This is a genomic window from Aliikangiella maris (assembly GCF_040719265.1).
Taxonomy (GTDB): domain Bacteria; phylum Pseudomonadota; class Gammaproteobacteria; order Enterobacterales; family Kangiellaceae; genus Aliikangiella; species Aliikangiella maris.
Genome location: NZ_JBFDAH010000005.1, coordinates 39118 through 54865, shown reverse-complemented (window position 1 = coordinate 54865; position 15748 = coordinate 39118). Strand labels below are relative to the sequence as shown.

16 protein-coding genes are annotated in these 15748 nt (G+C 37.0%); 4 read left to right on the top strand and 12 right to left on the bottom strand.

The window, feature by feature from the left end:
- Positions 1-6 precede the first annotated feature (6 nt).
- The 7 genes from kdsB to ABVT42_RS05845 all read right to left on the bottom strand — a co-directional run bounded on the left by kdsB (position 7) and on the right by ABVT42_RS05845 (position 7283).
- Positions 7-768: a 3-deoxy-manno-octulosonate cytidylyltransferase gene (gene kdsB / locus ABVT42_RS05875; protein ID WP_353896056.1), complete on the bottom strand. Its 762-nt coding sequence runs from the start codon at positions 766-768 to the stop codon at positions 7-9.
- Positions 768-956 (bottom strand): Trm112 family protein, encoded by a 189-nt coding sequence (locus tag ABVT42_RS05870; RefSeq protein WP_353896055.1) that lies wholly within the window; start codon positions 954-956, stop codon positions 768-770. Before ABVT42_RS05870 ends, kdsB begins: the two co-directional genes overlap by 1 nt.
- Before the next feature lie 6 nt (positions 957-962).
- Complete coding sequence (lpxK, locus tag ABVT42_RS05865; protein ID WP_353896054.1) at positions 963-2021, bottom strand: tetraacyldisaccharide 4'-kinase; 1059 nt, start codon at positions 2019-2021, stop codon at positions 963-965.
- A gap of 6 nt (positions 2022-2027) precedes the next feature.
- Complete coding sequence (gene msbA / locus ABVT42_RS05860) at positions 2028-3779, bottom strand: lipid A export permease/ATP-binding protein MsbA (protein WP_353896053.1); 1752 nt, start codon at positions 3777-3779, stop codon at positions 2028-2030.
- Positions 3776-4189 (bottom strand): ExbD/TolR family protein, encoded by a 414-nt coding sequence (locus tag ABVT42_RS05855; protein ID WP_353896052.1) that lies wholly within the window; start codon positions 4187-4189, stop codon positions 3776-3778. Before ABVT42_RS05855 ends, msbA begins: the two co-directional genes overlap by 4 nt.
- 5 nt (positions 4190-4194) lie before the next feature.
- On the bottom strand, positions 4195-4815 hold the full coding sequence (locus ABVT42_RS05850; RefSeq protein WP_353896051.1) for a MotA/TolQ/ExbB proton channel family protein: 621 nt from the start codon (positions 4813-4815) through the stop codon (positions 4195-4197).
- A 179-nt stretch (positions 4816-4994) separates the two neighbouring features.
- Positions 4995-7283 carry a DNA internalization-related competence protein ComEC/Rec2 gene (locus tag ABVT42_RS05845; protein ID WP_353896050.1) on the bottom strand — a complete coding sequence of 763 codons (2289 nt, stop codon included), beginning with the start codon at positions 7281-7283 and terminating at the stop codon, positions 4995-4997.
- A 279-nt stretch (positions 7284-7562) separates the two neighbouring features.
- On the opposite strand from ABVT42_RS05845, the gene ABVT42_RS05840 reads away from it, so the two are divergent.
- Entirely contained in the window at positions 7563-8093 is a 531-nt protein-coding gene (locus ABVT42_RS05840; protein ID WP_353896049.1) for a DUF2062 domain-containing protein, read from the top strand.
- Positions 8094-8131: 38 nt separating this feature from the next.
- On the opposite strand, the gene bfr (ABVT42_RS05835) is transcribed toward ABVT42_RS05840, so the two are convergent.
- Together bfr (ABVT42_RS05835) and bfr (ABVT42_RS05830) are read right to left on the bottom strand one after the other, a co-directional pair.
- Complete coding sequence (gene bfr, locus ABVT42_RS05835; RefSeq protein WP_353896048.1) at positions 8132-8602, bottom strand: bacterioferritin; 471 nt, start codon at positions 8600-8602, stop codon at positions 8132-8134.
- A gap of 77 nt (positions 8603-8679) precedes the next feature.
- Positions 8680-9144, bottom strand: a complete 465-nt coding sequence (gene bfr, locus ABVT42_RS05830; RefSeq protein ID WP_353896047.1) for a bacterioferritin — start codon at positions 9142-9144, stop codon at positions 8680-8682.
- 169 nt (positions 9145-9313) lie between these two features.
- Here bfr (ABVT42_RS05830) and ABVT42_RS05825 point away from each other — a divergent pair, with 169 nt between their 5' ends.
- Together ABVT42_RS05825 and ABVT42_RS05820 are read left to right on the top strand one after the other, a co-directional pair.
- On the top strand, positions 9314-9574 hold the full coding sequence (locus ABVT42_RS05825) for a (2Fe-2S)-binding protein (RefSeq protein ID WP_353896046.1): 261 nt from the start codon (positions 9314-9316) through the stop codon (positions 9572-9574).
- Positions 9575-9839: 265 nt separating this feature from the next.
- Complete coding sequence (locus ABVT42_RS05820; RefSeq protein WP_353896045.1) at positions 9840-10223, top strand: ArsR/SmtB family transcription factor; 384 nt, start codon at positions 9840-9842, stop codon at positions 10221-10223.
- A 17-nt stretch (positions 10224-10240) separates the two neighbouring features.
- Here ABVT42_RS05820 and ABVT42_RS05815 read toward each other — a convergent pair whose 3' ends face one another.
- From ABVT42_RS05815 to ABVT42_RS05805, 3 genes are all read right to left on the bottom strand, one after another.
- A complete protein-coding gene (locus tag ABVT42_RS05815; protein ID WP_353896044.1) occupies positions 10241-11596 on the bottom strand; it encodes a hypothetical protein in 1356 nt (451 codons plus the stop codon).
- A 75-nt stretch (positions 11597-11671) separates the two neighbouring features.
- Positions 11672-12463, bottom strand: coding sequence for an outer membrane lipoprotein-sorting protein (locus ABVT42_RS05810; protein ID WP_353896043.1), 792 nt, complete (start codon positions 12461-12463; stop codon positions 11672-11674).
- 81 nt (positions 12464-12544) lie between these two features.
- Entirely contained in the window at positions 12545-15100 is a 2556-nt protein-coding gene (locus tag ABVT42_RS05805; protein ID WP_353896042.1) for an efflux RND transporter permease subunit, read from the bottom strand.
- A gap of 153 nt (positions 15101-15253) precedes the next feature.
- Here ABVT42_RS05805 and ABVT42_RS05800 point away from each other — a divergent pair, with 153 nt between their 5' ends.
- Positions 15254-15652 carry a rhodanese-like domain-containing protein gene (locus tag ABVT42_RS05800; protein WP_353896041.1) on the top strand — a complete coding sequence of 133 codons (399 nt, stop codon included), beginning with the start codon at positions 15254-15256 and terminating at the stop codon, positions 15650-15652.
- The last annotated feature ends 96 nt before the right edge of the window (positions 15653-15748 follow it).

Genomic DNA, 15748 nt, shown 5'->3' with positions numbered 1-15748 from the left:
ATGGCTTTAAATATTCTGTTGTTTTAAATAAAACGCCTGAGCTTTTTGCAAATCTTCTAGCGTATCAACTCCCGCGGGTGGCATATCGGATAATACATGAATGGCGATACTTGCCCCATTTTCCATCGCTCTTAATTGCTCGAGTGATTCCGTTAGCTCTAATGAACTTGGCGACCAACCAATAAACTTTTGTAAAAAGCTTTTGCGATAAGCATAAATACCAATATGACGATAATAAGATGTAGGCAAAGCAGCCGAAACCTTTAAGGGATTATCTCGACAAAAAGGAATGGGCGCACGCGAGAAATATAGCGCTTTAAGATTTTGATCAAATACAACTTTCACTATGTTTGCATCCAATACATCTGCGGCACTACTAATAGGACAACATAAAGTGGCCATAGAGTGACTGGTTTTAGTTAGTAGTGATGCAACTTGTTGTATATTTTCGGCAGGAATAAAAGGTTCATCTCCTTGAACATTGACAATAATATCCTGTTCTGCAAGTCCAGCTAATTGGGCGGCTTCATAAACCCGATCACTACCAGATTGGTGATCATCACGTGTTAGAACAGCATTAAATCCCGCCCGCTCTACTTGCTCGATAATTTCATCATGATCTGTTGCAACAGTAATAGACTGAGCGCCACTTTTTAATGCCTGCTGACAAACATGTACTATCATTGGTTGCTCACCAATTAAAGCCAATGCCTTTGCAGCAAGCCTGGTTGAATGATAACGCGCCGGTATAATAACGTGAAAGCCCATTAATTCAGCTGCTCTATTTGTTCTCTGGTCAAACTCGTTCCTTTTTCTGGTAACAAGACAGGAATACCATCGTCGACTGGAAAACTCAGTCGATCAAACTTACAAATTAATTGCTGCTTATCTTTAGGTTGATAGAGTTTACTATTGCATAAAGGACAAACGAGTATATCCAGTAATTTATTGTCCATCGGCGATTACCTCGGCTTTGGTTTATGTTGTAAAATTTGCTGTTCTAACAAATTAAATAATTCGATTGTATCTGATTGGTTTAATGTGGCACTTATTTTCAAATAGTACCAATTCTGTTGGGCAAACGCATGACATTTTACAGCATCTTTCTCCGTCATAACGACAGTTTGCGCGTCAAATTCAACAAAGTCACTAGCGCAAAACTCATGATGATCGGAAAATACAACCTGATCTATTTTTTGACAAAGTGGTGCTAATGTTTCAAAAAAACGTGTGGGATTCCCTATTCCACATACAGCGGTAACTGATTGATCTTTTAAGTTATTCATTGTAACCGCTTCATTTGACGCCAGGTGTACCAGAGCAACGGGTTTAATAGTCATATAACTAAGCGGCTTACCATAATTTAAAAGCTGTTGTTTTAACTGGTGTTGACTATGCGACATAATTGTCGGATTTTGATTAACCACAACCCAATTTACCGTTTTTATTCGCGTAGACGGTTCACGCAATGGACCAAAGGGTAAAACCATCTGGTTTCCAAGCCCTCTTTGGCCATCGACTAGCAACACTTCAAATTCTCTTGCCATCGCATAATGTTGTAAGCCGTCATCACTAATAATCACATCTAAATCAAATTCTCGTGAGAGGCTATTAACCGCCTGCGCTCGTTGTGGGGCAATTGCCATCGGGACACCCAGTTTTTGAAATTGCATGTAGGCTTCATCCCCAATTTGGGCAACACTATCGTGCGTCGAAATTACGTGTGGAAATTGAGTAATTTTCGCACCATAACCACGACTGACAATACCTACTCGATAGCCATTTTGTACAAGTACTTGTGTCAAAAAAGAAATAAAAGGGGTTTTGCCAGTTCCGCCGACGGATAAATTACCGACCACTAAAACAGGCACTCGTGACGATGCTGAGGAAAAAATACCGCGCCGGTAAAAAAAATACTTAAACCAAACAAGCAAATAAAAAGGTATGCTTAGAGGGAATATCAAAATATGATACCAACGTCGACTATACCAAAATTTTTCAATAACCTCGATAAATCGCATAGTAGTCTATTCTGACTCAGTAAACTGCATTGCATGTAATCTGGCATACTCACCATTTGCCTGCAATAAGGCTTGATGAGTTCCTTGCTCTACAATTTCACCGTTATCCATTACCACGATTTTATCGGCTTGCTCTATGGTTGATAGTCGATGAGCAATAACCAAGGTCGTACGGTTTTCGGTTAAAGCATCCATAGCCGCTTGAATATGGCGTTCGGCTTCGGTATCCAGAGCCGAGGTTGCTTCATCTAAAATAATAATCGGGGAATTTTTATAAATTGCCCGAGCAATCGCAAGCCGTTGCTTTTGCCCACCAGATAAGCGCGAACCATTTTCTCCAATTAGTGTTTGATAACCTTCGGGAAATTGCTGAATAAAGTGATCAGCATGCGCTTTTTTAGCAGAATCAATTAAATGAGGTTGATCAATTGTTGATGCGGCATAAGCGATATTTGCCTCAACAGTATCATTAAACAGCGTAACTTGCTGTGAAACTATCGCGATATTATGACGCAATGACTTGAGAGTAAACTCATCAATATTTGTTCCATCAAATAAAATTTTTCCACTTTGTAGTTCATAAAAACGCAGCAGTAAGTGCGCTAACGTTGTTTTACCGCTTCCAGAACGACCAACCAATGCAATGGTTTCTCCTTGATTAATTTGTAAAGAGATATTTTTAATCGTTGCCATATTGGCGTTGGGATATTGAAAATTAACATTCTGAAATTGAATCGTTTGCGGCACATATTTGAGTTCTTTTTGTCCTTGATCCTTTTCTTTATCGGTATCAATAATTTCAAATACACTTTCAGCCGCTGCAATTCCTTGTTGGATGACATTATTTAAATTTGAAATTACTTTTAACGGCTTTAACAATGCCATCATAGCAGAAAGCATATAAATAAACTGTCCTGCGGTGAGCTGTTGTAACTCCATTAAAACTGCCGCATAAAAAATTACAATCGCAATAGCAAATGAAGCAATAAACTGAATTAACGGTGTACTTATTGCCTTTGTTACATTCATTTTCATCATTTGGCGACGGTTCTTATTAGCGGCTTCGTAAAATCTTTTCTCCTCAAATTTTTCACCACCAAAAGTTTTTATCTCTTTATAACCATCAACAATCTCTTGCGTGGTCTGAGTCACTCCACCCATCGCAGTTTGAATATTCTTGCTGATTTTCTTGAATCTTTTGCTGGCAAAATTAACGATGACGCCAATAATTGGGATTGAAATGAAAAAAATTGAAGCTAATTGCCAGTTTGTATAAAACAGCAAACCAATAGATCCGATTATGACTATCCCTTCACGAAATAGTTTTGTTAAGGCATCAGTGCTAGCAGCTGCGACCTGCTGAGTGTTAAAAGTAACTTTTGATACTAGTTGTCCTGAGTTATTGTCATCAAAAAATTGTGGTGGCAACGCAGTGTAATTACTAATTAGCTGCTGTCGCATTTTTTGTACAATATGCTGGCCAATCCAGGACATACAGTAACTAGAAATGAATCCCGCCAATCCGCGAATAAAAACAATGCCAATGATGTAGAGAGGCACCATTTTCATAAAAGCGATATCACCACCCACAAGTCCCCGATCTGTCAATGGTTCTAGCGCTTTAATAAATAACACTTCCATAAGCGCATAAATTACATTGCCTACAAAAGCGATTGCAAACATTAATTTGTAATCACCCAAATAGGATAATAGGCGCTTAAACGTACCGGTTGTTGCAGGACTCGGTAACTCACTCATTCTTCGCTTCTCTGAGTGGCCATTTTTAAATTTGTAATGCCTAACTGTGAAGTTGCATCCATTGCAGTAACAACAGCTTGATAAGCCACATTGGCATCGGCACTGATAATCACCGGTAAATTTTTATCTTTTTCTAGCAACGGGGTTAGCGCGCGCTTTAAAGTGTCAACTTGCGCATTGGCCAATCCTTTACCATTCACAAATATTCGCCCTTCTTTATCGATACTGATTTCAATAATTTCAGGTTCGGCTTTTAATTTATCGACATTCGCCTTCGGCAACTCAATTTTGATTTGAGTTTCACGGGTAAAACTGGTCGACACCATAAAAAAGATTAATAAAAGAAAAACAACATCAATTAACGGTGTAAGATTTATAGCGACTTCTTTCTTTTTTGTTCGACGTAACACAATGACTAGCCTTTTAAAGTTTCTCTTTCACCATGTAAAACTTCTACCATTTTTAATGCTTCCTGCTCCATTTCAGTAACAAGTTCATCGACTCGGCGTTCAAAATGGCGATGAAAAATAAGCGCGGGAATGGCAATGGTCAATCCTGTAGCGGTAGTGACCAAAGCTTCTGAAATACCCGCAGCCAGCGCATTCGCATCGCCAGTTCCTTGAATAGTGATTACGGTAAAAACTCGAATCATCCCAATTACAGTGCCTAACAGTCCTAACAATGGCGTAATTTGAGCAATAGTTCCAAGTGTATTTAGATATTTTTCTAAAGATAATACAGTATGCCTGCCTGCTTCCTGAATACTCTCCTTCATAGTTTCTCTGCCGTGAACATGGTTAACTAATCCTGCGGCTAATATTTCACCAAGTGGAGAACTAGCTTTTAAGGTTTTAAGCTTGTTTTTATCGAGTTGATTATTTTTAATCCAACTCCATACTTGTGCAACTAAGTGCTTGGGCGTTATTCTTGAGCGCCGTAGACTCCAGCCTCTTTCAACACAAATCGCTAATGCTGCAATTGAGCAAAGAATAATCGGGTACATGATGTACCCACCGGCTTTAAATAGTTCGATCATGCAAATAAATCCTTAGATTGAATAATGTATACCGCATCGGATTAATCAGAAAACCAATTTATTATTTTAATTCGATAAAATCGATTATATTAAATCTGTTTCAGTGGCGTTGATTATATCAGGAAATCTCAAGTTGATTTGAGCATTTAATCAATTTAAACAACAATATAGACAACAATTCACCGCCAAAACTGAGGATATAATCGCCTAAAAGATGCAATATTTATTTGTTCATCAGGTTTGGCATAAAGCCAAACCGCACCATCATCGGCAGTATTATATATTTCACTGCCAATTAGGCGATAACGTTCAACAACTTCCGTTTTGGGAAATTTCCAGCGATTGTCATATCCGGTCGAGAAAATAACATATTTTGGTCTGACATGGTTAACAAATTGCCGACTGGAACTTGTTAAACTGCCGTGATGTGGTGCGAGTAGAAAATCATGAGGTTTTAAGCCCTGTTGAATTAAATATGCTTCAGATTGTTTCTCAATATCGCCTGTCAGCAATATATGCTGTTGTCCAACCTTGACTGAAAGTACGCATGATGCATTGTTGCCACTTTTCCAAAGCACATTGTCAGTCGACAAAAATTCAAATTCAACTCGTCCCCACTGCCAACTTGTTGCTCGGTGACAATTATCTGCGTGAGAAAACAGAATAGATTCACCACTTAAAACCTGAGTAATATTAACCTGACTCAATAACTCACTTACTCCCCCCGAGTGGTCACTGTCATCATGACTGACAATCAGCTTGTCGACTTGTCGAATCTTGTTATTTTGCAGAAAAGGTATAATCGTTGTTTTAGCTAGATTAAATTGTTTATTTCCCCAACCCGTGTCAAAGATTAAATTTCCATCGGGGGTTTCAATATAGACCGCTAACCCCTGCCCTATATCAAACACCCACATTTGAAAATCGTAAGGTCTTTTTTGTTGAAAAGGCATACTTAATAGAAATCCAATTAAAAATAATATTTTTAATTTTAAATTCAATAATTTATATGGAAGTAGACTGATTGTAAGCAAACTACCAACATATAATAAGCTCAATGGGTTAAAACTAACTTCCGGTATTAATTGATTATATTCGACAGATTTAGATTGAATGATAAAACCAATTCCAATCAACTCAGAAATCCAATCAAACAGCCATTTTGCCATGTTAATCTCAATAAACGCTAAAATTCCAGCTAAATAGATCAAAGGCGTAATGACAAAAGAATAAACCGGAATGAGTAACAAATTAACCGCAAATGCTACCCAACTGACATAACCAAAGATTACCCAAGACACTGGAATTAACATTAAAAACAAAAACCAGTTAATCCTGAACCAAAGCACCAGTTTTTCACGAAAATAACTAGGTTTATTGAGTACTAATGCAATCATACTGACAGTACCAAATGACAACCAGAAACTGGCTAATAAAATGGAGAAAGGAAAAATAATAAGTGTTATGAGCATTACCAGACTCAAAACATTAGCAATTGGCAAATAACTACCAAACCATCTACTAACAAATACAACGCTAAGCATTAATGTTGCCCGACAGGCTGGAATCGCCATACCACTTAACAGCAATAGAAAAAGCGCACCGCAAAGCGCACCTATTTCTGCCGCTCGACACGCAGGAATAAGAAGACAAAATTTAGCGGTGCGCTTACAAATAAACAAAAATCCCCAGTAAACCCAAAGTGCAGCAATGCCAATATGTAATCCCGAAATTGCAAGCAAATGAGCGGTCCCGCTACGCTGAAAAACATCTTGTTGTTGATTGCTAAAATGCTGCCGTTCTCCCATTAAAATAGCCAAGATGACACCTTGAAATTCAGAGTCTTTTAAAACAAATCGTACTTTCTCATAAACAGACTGTCGCATTTGATGATATAAACTTGAAATTGATGATAAATCACGAAAACCTGTCCAGCGTTTAACGGAAAGCTGTCCTAAATAATGATTGGCTAACAACCATCTTTCACGATCAAATCCTGCCGGATTAACGCGACCTCTAGCGGGTTTAATTCGGCCATATAATACCCAGGTTTCTCCAGCATGAATGGCTGATTTCTCTGACACTAGAGCATCTTCAACATGCCACCAGGAGGCCTGAAATTTACGTTGACTCAACCAGCCAACCTCTTGTCCATTAATATACGAAACACAAAAATCAAACAAAATTCTCTCTGCTTGACGATAAGGAATACTGCAAATCATACCTTCAACTTCTACCGTAGCCGCATCAGTAATGAGACTTTTTGTTGTATTCGCCCAAACAAGAATGTTAAGACAAGCCCAAATAATGCCCCAGTTAACCCAATTAAATAAGCAAGAAAACTTAAACCACTTACGGCATAATAAAATACCGAGGGAAACCAGTAACAAAATTAGTGCAAATTGAGCGTGAGGAATAAACCAAAGAGATAATAATCCAATGAGTAATCCCATTCCTTGAGTCAGCATGATTCGTCCTTGTTATAATCGGGTCGGGCTTATGGTATTTTTAAGTTGGATTTAACTTAAGTCTGTCATTTAAACCCGATAAATTGTGTAAAAGCTAATTACAAGTTGTCAAAGCCATTCAACAAAAAATAAAAAATTTCAATTTATATCAAATAGTTAACACTATTATTTCAATGACTGATTGGTGAAAGATTAACATTTTCACTTACAATCGAAACCGCTTAAAGCTACAATATTGCACAATAAAAATCAAATCAGCGTTTAAGTTGTCACTGCCTAATGCCAAGAAAACTCATAAAGCGTTATCTCCCGAATCCGGAAAAAATTAAAAACAATAAGTTTTTATCGCTGTTTGGTCGGTTTATTCATGATCCACAACTCTGGCATTTAACTCGTTATTCGGTCAGTAATGCATTTTTAGTCGGCTTATTCTGTGCTTTTATACCGGTTCCCTTTCAAATGCTGCTGGCTGCTGGTGGGGCTATCATTTTCAGAGCCAATATTGCGATCTCTATTGCGCTCGTGTGGCTTACTAATCCCGTAACTATGCCTGTCGTATTTGGTTTTACTTACCTAGTTGGCGTTTGGTTACTTGGCCAGGAATCTTCAACTTTTGAGTTTGAATTAAGTTGGGAATGGTTATCACAAAACTTGAATGAGTTCTGGCAACCTTTATTTTTAGGCAGCATTGTCTGTGGTGTAGTTTGTGCTTTGTTGGGATATGTCGGTATTCGTTTATTCTGGCGTCTACATATATTGAGTGCATGGCAACAAAGATTAAAAAATAGAAAACAAAAAAAAGCAAGTTAATCATGATGTTACGTGATTAACTTGCGGTAACTTATTAACTATGATGCCTGACTTTGCAAATAGTTTTGCTCACCAATTTGCTTAATTAATCGTAATTGTTGTTCAAGCCAGAACATATGATCTTCTTCCGTATCCTCTAGCAGTTTTATTAAAATTTCACGAGACTGAAAGTCTTTTTCCTCTTCACAGATTTTAATCGCAACTTTTAAATCATCAGCGACTTTGTACTCATAGTCCAAATCATTTTTTAACATTTCAGGGACATCTTTTCCCACATTTAATGGTGTACGTTTAGTCAAATCAGGAGTTGCTTCTAAAAACAACATACGATCAATCAGTAATTGAGCATGCTCTTTTTCTTCATCAGCTTCATGCATAATGCGCTCTTCTAGTCGACTGTATCCCCAGTCAGCATACATTCGGGCATGTATGAAATATTGGTCAAATGCACTGAGTTCAGATTCCAATAAAATTTGTAGTTGCTCTATAACTCTTTGATTACCTTTCATAAAGTTTCCTTAGCTCGGGGCGGTTATTGCTCGTATTTAAAATATTATCAAGATGAAAACAGATAAGAAGTACCTCTTTACATCGCAGACTGTAGATAGTTTTGTAGACCAGTTTTAGCAATTAAATGTTGTTGAGCTTCTAACCAGTCAATTTGTTCTTCACATTCATGGAGAATTTCTTCCAGGCATTCACGGCTGATATAATCAGCTTCTTTTTCACACTGTTCGATAGTATCAACCACGCTTTGCCGTAATTCAGTATCAAACTTGAGGTTTCCAGCGAAAACCTGTTCAACATTTTCACCTATATACAGTTTGCCCAAATCTTGAAGATTTGCTAACCCTTCAAGAAATAAGATGCGCTTAATCAATTTATCTGACAGTTTCATTAATTCAATAGAATAGTGATAATCTTTCTTTTTTAATGAATCATACCCCCAGTTTTCACATATGCGGGAATGCAGAAAATACTGATTAATACCGGTGAGTAACGCCTTTAATACACCATTCAGCTGGCCGATAATTGCCCTATTTCCTTTCATATTTGCCTCTTATATTAACCTTTTTATGATTGAATTAATTGTCGTATTTTAACAGTAAATACGGGGTAACTATAAGGTATCTGATTTAGATCAATAATCACTTAATAAGTGTTTGACTCAAATGCGAATGATTCCTATAATATTTCACAGTTTTCTGAAGGAGAATTTTATGTACGTTTGTATCTGCAATGCAGTAACAGATTCACAAATTAAAGAAGCTATGCATAATGGTCTGACTACATTTGCAGAAATTCAACATCATTTAGGCGTTGGGAACTGTTGCGGACGATGCGTTGATTCAGCAAAAGCCATTGTAAATGAATTTTCTGCTCAAAATCAGCTTACTACTCAGAACCAAGTTATAAATAGTGGCGTACAAAAATTCATACCTCAATTTACAACAGACAGCTGTGATCCGGTCATGGCGTGAGAATTAATCAAACTAACATCAATAATTAATACAAATATCACAAACCAATCACACAATTCCTTAGGTAAAAACCTAACGCGCCGTTTATACTTTATAATAAAATAGAGTATGAATATAGAGTTGTCTTAAAAAATATTTTTTCTATTTTTAAAAACTATTACTCATTGTTTAACATAGACTTTGATTCTCACTAGACACTCTAGTCAGTTTCAATTACATTTATTCTTAACCCAGAAAATTTAAAATATCGGATGAAAATAAAATAATGGAACAATTAATCGAAACTACTCCAGATATGATAAATTCAGATAAGCCCTTGTCACTTGAACCTAAAAGATGCTGCCAAAGAGATCCTCAGGATTTAAGATTGCATGCTAATGCTGCCACCAGACAGTTAAAAGCACTGGCAAATGTTAATCGCTTGATGATTTTATGCATTTTATCAGAGGGAGAGCTTTCTGTTAGTGAATTAAATGAGTTGATTGATTTATCTCAATCTGCATTATCTCAGCATCTAGCTAAGCTTCGTTCGGATGAACTGGTCTCAACTCGACGTGAATCACAAACAATTTATTACTCGTTAAAAAATGGTGTAGCGAAAGATATCATTAATGCACTGCATGATTATTACTGCATTCCTAACGAATAATTAAGCTGCGTCTCATATTAAAAATGATATTCAAATCTGAGGTACAGATTTGAATTATCTCGTAGCTGGCCAAAAAACGACTGCTCGCTTTTACCACCTAAAATATTCCCTCCACCACTTAGGGTTAGTTGGTCACTATAACGATAATGATGACCAAATCTTATATAGTAATCTTCCTCATCGGGTGAGTAGAATAACATTAAAGTATTGGTAAGTTTTTGTTGTAACGCCATTTGTGTTAAACGAGCCGTGAGGGTTATTTTTCGCTCTTGTAGGTTTGTATTACTCTCAGGCTGATGCGCAATAAAGCGTTCAAACTGTAAAATTTGTTCCATCATTACCTGTGTAGATAGCGTAATATTTTTATAAATTTCCTTTTCATAGCCAACCAACAATTTAAGCTGACTATTATCAACCAAAGGATTCCTACCAGAAGAATCTTCTTTACTATGATAATAACTGGTTTCGATATTAAACAATCCATTCAGTAAGGGTAACCTGGCGCTTGCCCCTAAAGATTGCATTTTGCTGTAACCGGGTATGTTATTCGGTGTAATTTTTGAGGGCGATTTAAAATAGCCATCATAAAAATACCCACTCCATTCAATACCATCAATGGTTTTGTAAACTCTTCCAATCAATTCATCACTCTTTTTAGATTGGAATATTAACGGCACCTCAGGTTGTCTAATTTGCGGGGCTCCGCTAGTCTGTGAAGGTAAATAAAATGAAAATGTTTCCCCAGTGAGCGAGTTATCGGCGGTAAATTCAGGTAAATAAGCCAGTTCTATATTTACTGATTGGCCAAAATAACTCAACCGTATCGCATCAACCGGTAATTTAAGATATTGATTTTCACGGCCATTAAAAAAAGATTGCCAGTCTTTTGGGAACAAATCATTTAAAAATAGCAGGTCGCCTGTGCCCCAGGTAATAATTTGCCGTCCAATTTTAAAATCGACTTGCTCAGTTAAAGTATACTGAAAATTTAACTCATACCACGAAAACTCATTACTCTTGCGTAGTTCATCAACGACAATATCGGCATGAGAATAAAATTTAAATGAATTGCTGTCGTAGTCAAACTTAAAAGAATATCGCGCTTCATTGAGGATATTATCAGCCAAATTAGCACTATTTGAATGGGTTAAATATGCATAGCTATAACTCAGTTTTTGAATAATCTGCCAATCTTTGTCTTCTTCCCATGAATCATCCCAGTTATCTCCCCACTCTTGTTCACTAGTTTGCTGATCAATCATATTACCGGTAAGTAAGTCACTTTGATTTGAACCGATTTTTTCGGCCAAAACCGGTGATATTGGCAAAAATATAAGCGCCCAAAATGTACAAATTTGGCTTAACTGATTCATCGAATGATCATACCCAAAACAGATTTATTGAAATTTAATCGATTATTAAAAAACACAAAATATTAATGCCAAGCATTAATCCAACCATTTCCCTGGCGGGTTTCGTAAAGAGCGCTCAGTGAAGACCTCATCTGGAATATCAATATCGAAAACAACATTACGAAATTCCATCAAGGTATAACTATTATCCTGTAAGTTAGTCACTTTTGCCTGAGTGACCGTAGGATAACCACTAATTTCCTCAACATTAAGCGCTTCAATTCGTCTCATTGCTTTTCCATCTTTATCATAGTATTCAATTAACATGGGTAAAAATGTCTTTTTATCAATTTGCGTTTTATACCAATCATATTCAACACTCTGTTTATCCTTTGGGTAATGAGATAGCACGTAAAAATCCTCACCATTTTCAATAATTTTATGAGTATCTTCGCTGGGTATACGCCCAGAAACATCTTCATAATAATAGTGAGAACCAACAAAGCTAGTTCGTTTGTCACCTGCCGAAATTCGCTTAACCAGGTCAAGCGCAGGTAAATAAAGCCAGCGTTCATCAGCGGTTTGAATCTTTTTGTTAACCATAAACACCGTTTTATCAACGGATTTGGGTTTTGAGAAAACAACTAAAAATTTCTGTTCTGCACCATCCGCAATATCTTTACGTAAAATGGTAAACTGTCTAAGTTGAACTCGCTGGTTAGCATCAACAATTTTCATTCTGGCAACGCTGCGACCATCATTACCATTGTAATAAGCACTCAACGTGGCTTTTTCGACAATTTGCTCAGCAGTGAGCTCACTTGCCAGTATATTGGTTGTATTTAGCATCAATAAAATACAACCACTCAATAAATTTTTAATTCTCATTTAAATCTCCACCATCGTTAAAATAACAACTTAAAGTCTGAAGGAATCCAATTTCGATAAGTCACTGCTGAATTTCATTAATTAATTTTGCAAAAACCTTTTCAACATCAACATACAGGCTGGTAAAACCACAATGGTAACCAGCGCAGATATAAGCATAATTGCAGCTAAGAATGCTCCAACAGTAATATAAGGCACTAGGGGTGCCAGCAATAACGGCGTAAAGCCCAGTGCAATCACAAGAGCATTCCGAGAAATTGCATTCGCGGGTTCTTGATACATTTTTACAATTGTTTTTTGCCAGTCTTGCTGCTGCTTCAAGGTTGCTCTAAACCTTTCAATAAAGTGAATAGCAAAATCAACTGATAGTCCGAGAGTTAATGCCGAAAGCACCGCAATAGGCATATCGTAGTATTTTCCACTCCAACCGATAATGCCGTACATCAACAAAATAGTAATCGTTAATGGCAACATCGCTAATAGTCCCCAAAGCACAGAGCGAAATAAAACAGCCATCATAATGAATACGATAACAAACGCACTCAATAAACTTTCCATCATTCCTGCCACCATTTTTTCTTGCCAGACCAGGTTTAAGTAAGCTTTACCGGCCCATTGAAAAGAAATATTCTGCGGTAACGGATGTTGCTGGATATATTGTTCTATCTGTTGGATGACTAATGACATATCTTGATTATCACCACTAGTCATTTGAATCCACACTAGTGCTTTAGTGTAATCAGGTGTGACAAAATGCCATAAATCTTGCGGCCTATGCGATGACTGAAACTGTAAAAGCGTTTGCGAAACCCCGTTAGCGGAGTCAGGAATTCGATAATCTTTCTGTTGCCCACTAACCAAGTCACGATTCACCGTTTTGACTAAGTCAACTACTGAATTTGATTTTCCTATTTTATCCATTTCAACAATATGCTGCTGCAAGCGTTCAATATAGTGCAATACTTCTGGTTGTAAAAAAACATTTAATGATGCAATCGTTTGTTCAGACAATGCGGTCATGGCATCAGCAGCTTCTTGAGAAAAACTTTCAGCATCAAACAGCAAGTCGTCTAACAAAATACTGGCGGCCACAATATCCTGAGTTGACGTTGACTCTGTGATTTTTTGATTTAGTCGTGATGTTTGTGATGCAGACAACCCTATATTGTTGACTAAAATCGTCGACTCCTTTTGCCAGGCAGAAATTAACTCCGACTGGTTTTTTAACTGAAAAACCAAATGTGCATCGTAAGTTCCTGCGAAGTGTTGGTTTAATACGCTATCTGCAACTCGTATTTCATGATCCGCTTTAAACCAACGTACCGGGTTATCGTTAATGATGATTTGTTGAATACCAACAACAGAAAACAACACCATTAAACTCGCACCGAAAATAATTAATTTTTTATGAAGTTGACTGAACCGCCCAACCTTTTGCAACAAAGTATTTTCAGAATCATCTTGGCCCGTTCTTTGACTTAACGATTGAATTTCATGTAGCTTTTGCTGCATTTTGTATAAACGATTCTCGTTTATACTGATAACGTAAGCAGGTATAAATAGTATCGTTAAAAGAAAAGCCAACAATATGCCCGAGCCTACGAAAAAACCAAAAATCTGCACCGGTGGAATGGGCGTTAATATTAAAGAATAAAACCCGACCGCAGAAGTCACAGAAGTAAATAGCATAGGTTTAAACAAGTGCGCCACAACTTGTTTGATTACCCCCCTTCTTTCAGTCCCTGGGCGAAAATTATCAGCAAACTCAGACATAATATGTACTGAGTCTACAACCGCAATAGGCATTAAAAATATAGGAATCATAGAGCTCATTATATGTACGGTAAAACCAGCACCAATCATCAATCCCATAATGATAATAACTGTTGACATAGCAATAATCATAGGTGCAGCAACGAGCGTCGGACTACGAAAAAAATACAGCATTAACAAATATATGACTAAAGCCGCCAACGGTGCAGAGATACCCATTTGCACAAACATCTCCACGCCAAAAGTATCTTCTGCTACCGGCAAACCAGTAATGTAATAGGTATTACTTTTTGAAAGTTGTGCTATATAGTCTCTAATCTGATTGGCAATTTGATAACTTTGATTTTTATCAAGTACTGGAACATAAATAGTTGCGGCTTTTTTATCACCCGATACCAGGCTATCAATAACAAAAGGTAAACGCTCCACTGCGGATTCGATGCGGGTTACATCCTCAGTACTTTGCGGCTTTTCAGGCATCATCCACTCAAAGCGAATACTACCGGGTTCTTTTTGACTGATATTATCAATCACTGAAAGCGAGTTTACATCGATTTGTTTAACGCCTTGTAACGTCAAAATGAAATCGGTCAACAGCTTAACATCGGCTAAAGATTGTTGATTAAAAATTGATTCGCTCTGATTAACTTTGATACCAACCACCAGCATATCACTTAATAAAAACTCCTTCTTCACGTCATTATGAAAGATTCTGGCAGGTTCAGATTGGGGCAACATATTTTCAGGATCAGTATCAACCTGAATGTTTAGCATTAACAAACCGCTAACAAGCGTAATTACTAATAGCGCCACATAAATAAGCTTAGGGCGATTCAGCGACAAAAGTATTAACTGGTTAGACATATATTTATAGCCTTTACTTTATTGTTAATGTTAATGTTGTATTTAGTTATTTTATTCGATACACTCAATATTAGCAATATCTAATATTAATCTATTTTGTAGTATATATATCTTAAACATAAGTCATTAATTTTCACTATCAGAGAATCAATTATGCTAACACCAATTCAATTAGTTAATCAGGCTCGAGAATCAATTAATGAATGTGATAACCAAGCACTTTGCCAAGCAATTGATCAAAAGAAACTCATCATCGATGTTCGAGAACCGGATGAATACGCTAACGGTTATATTGCCAACGCCATCAATATTCCACGCGGTTTGATCGAGTTTGCCATTTTATCTCATCCAAAGGTGAAACCTTTATTGGATGAATCAAACATCTCTAAAACAAATATATTTATTTACTGTAAAAGCGGTGGACGCTCTGCCCTAGCAGCCCAGTCATTACAAAGTCTGGGATTCGAACATGTCTATTCTCTTCAGGGGGGTATTCAAAATTGGGAAGCCGCCGGTTTTAAAATTAACAAAGAAGATACCTTCCATTATTAATTCCACTTTTTTCCTGCTAAGGCAATGTTCTACTGGGCAATTAACCAGCTTAACTTTTGAACGGGTATCCTCCTATTTGAATAAAGCTGCTTTTTT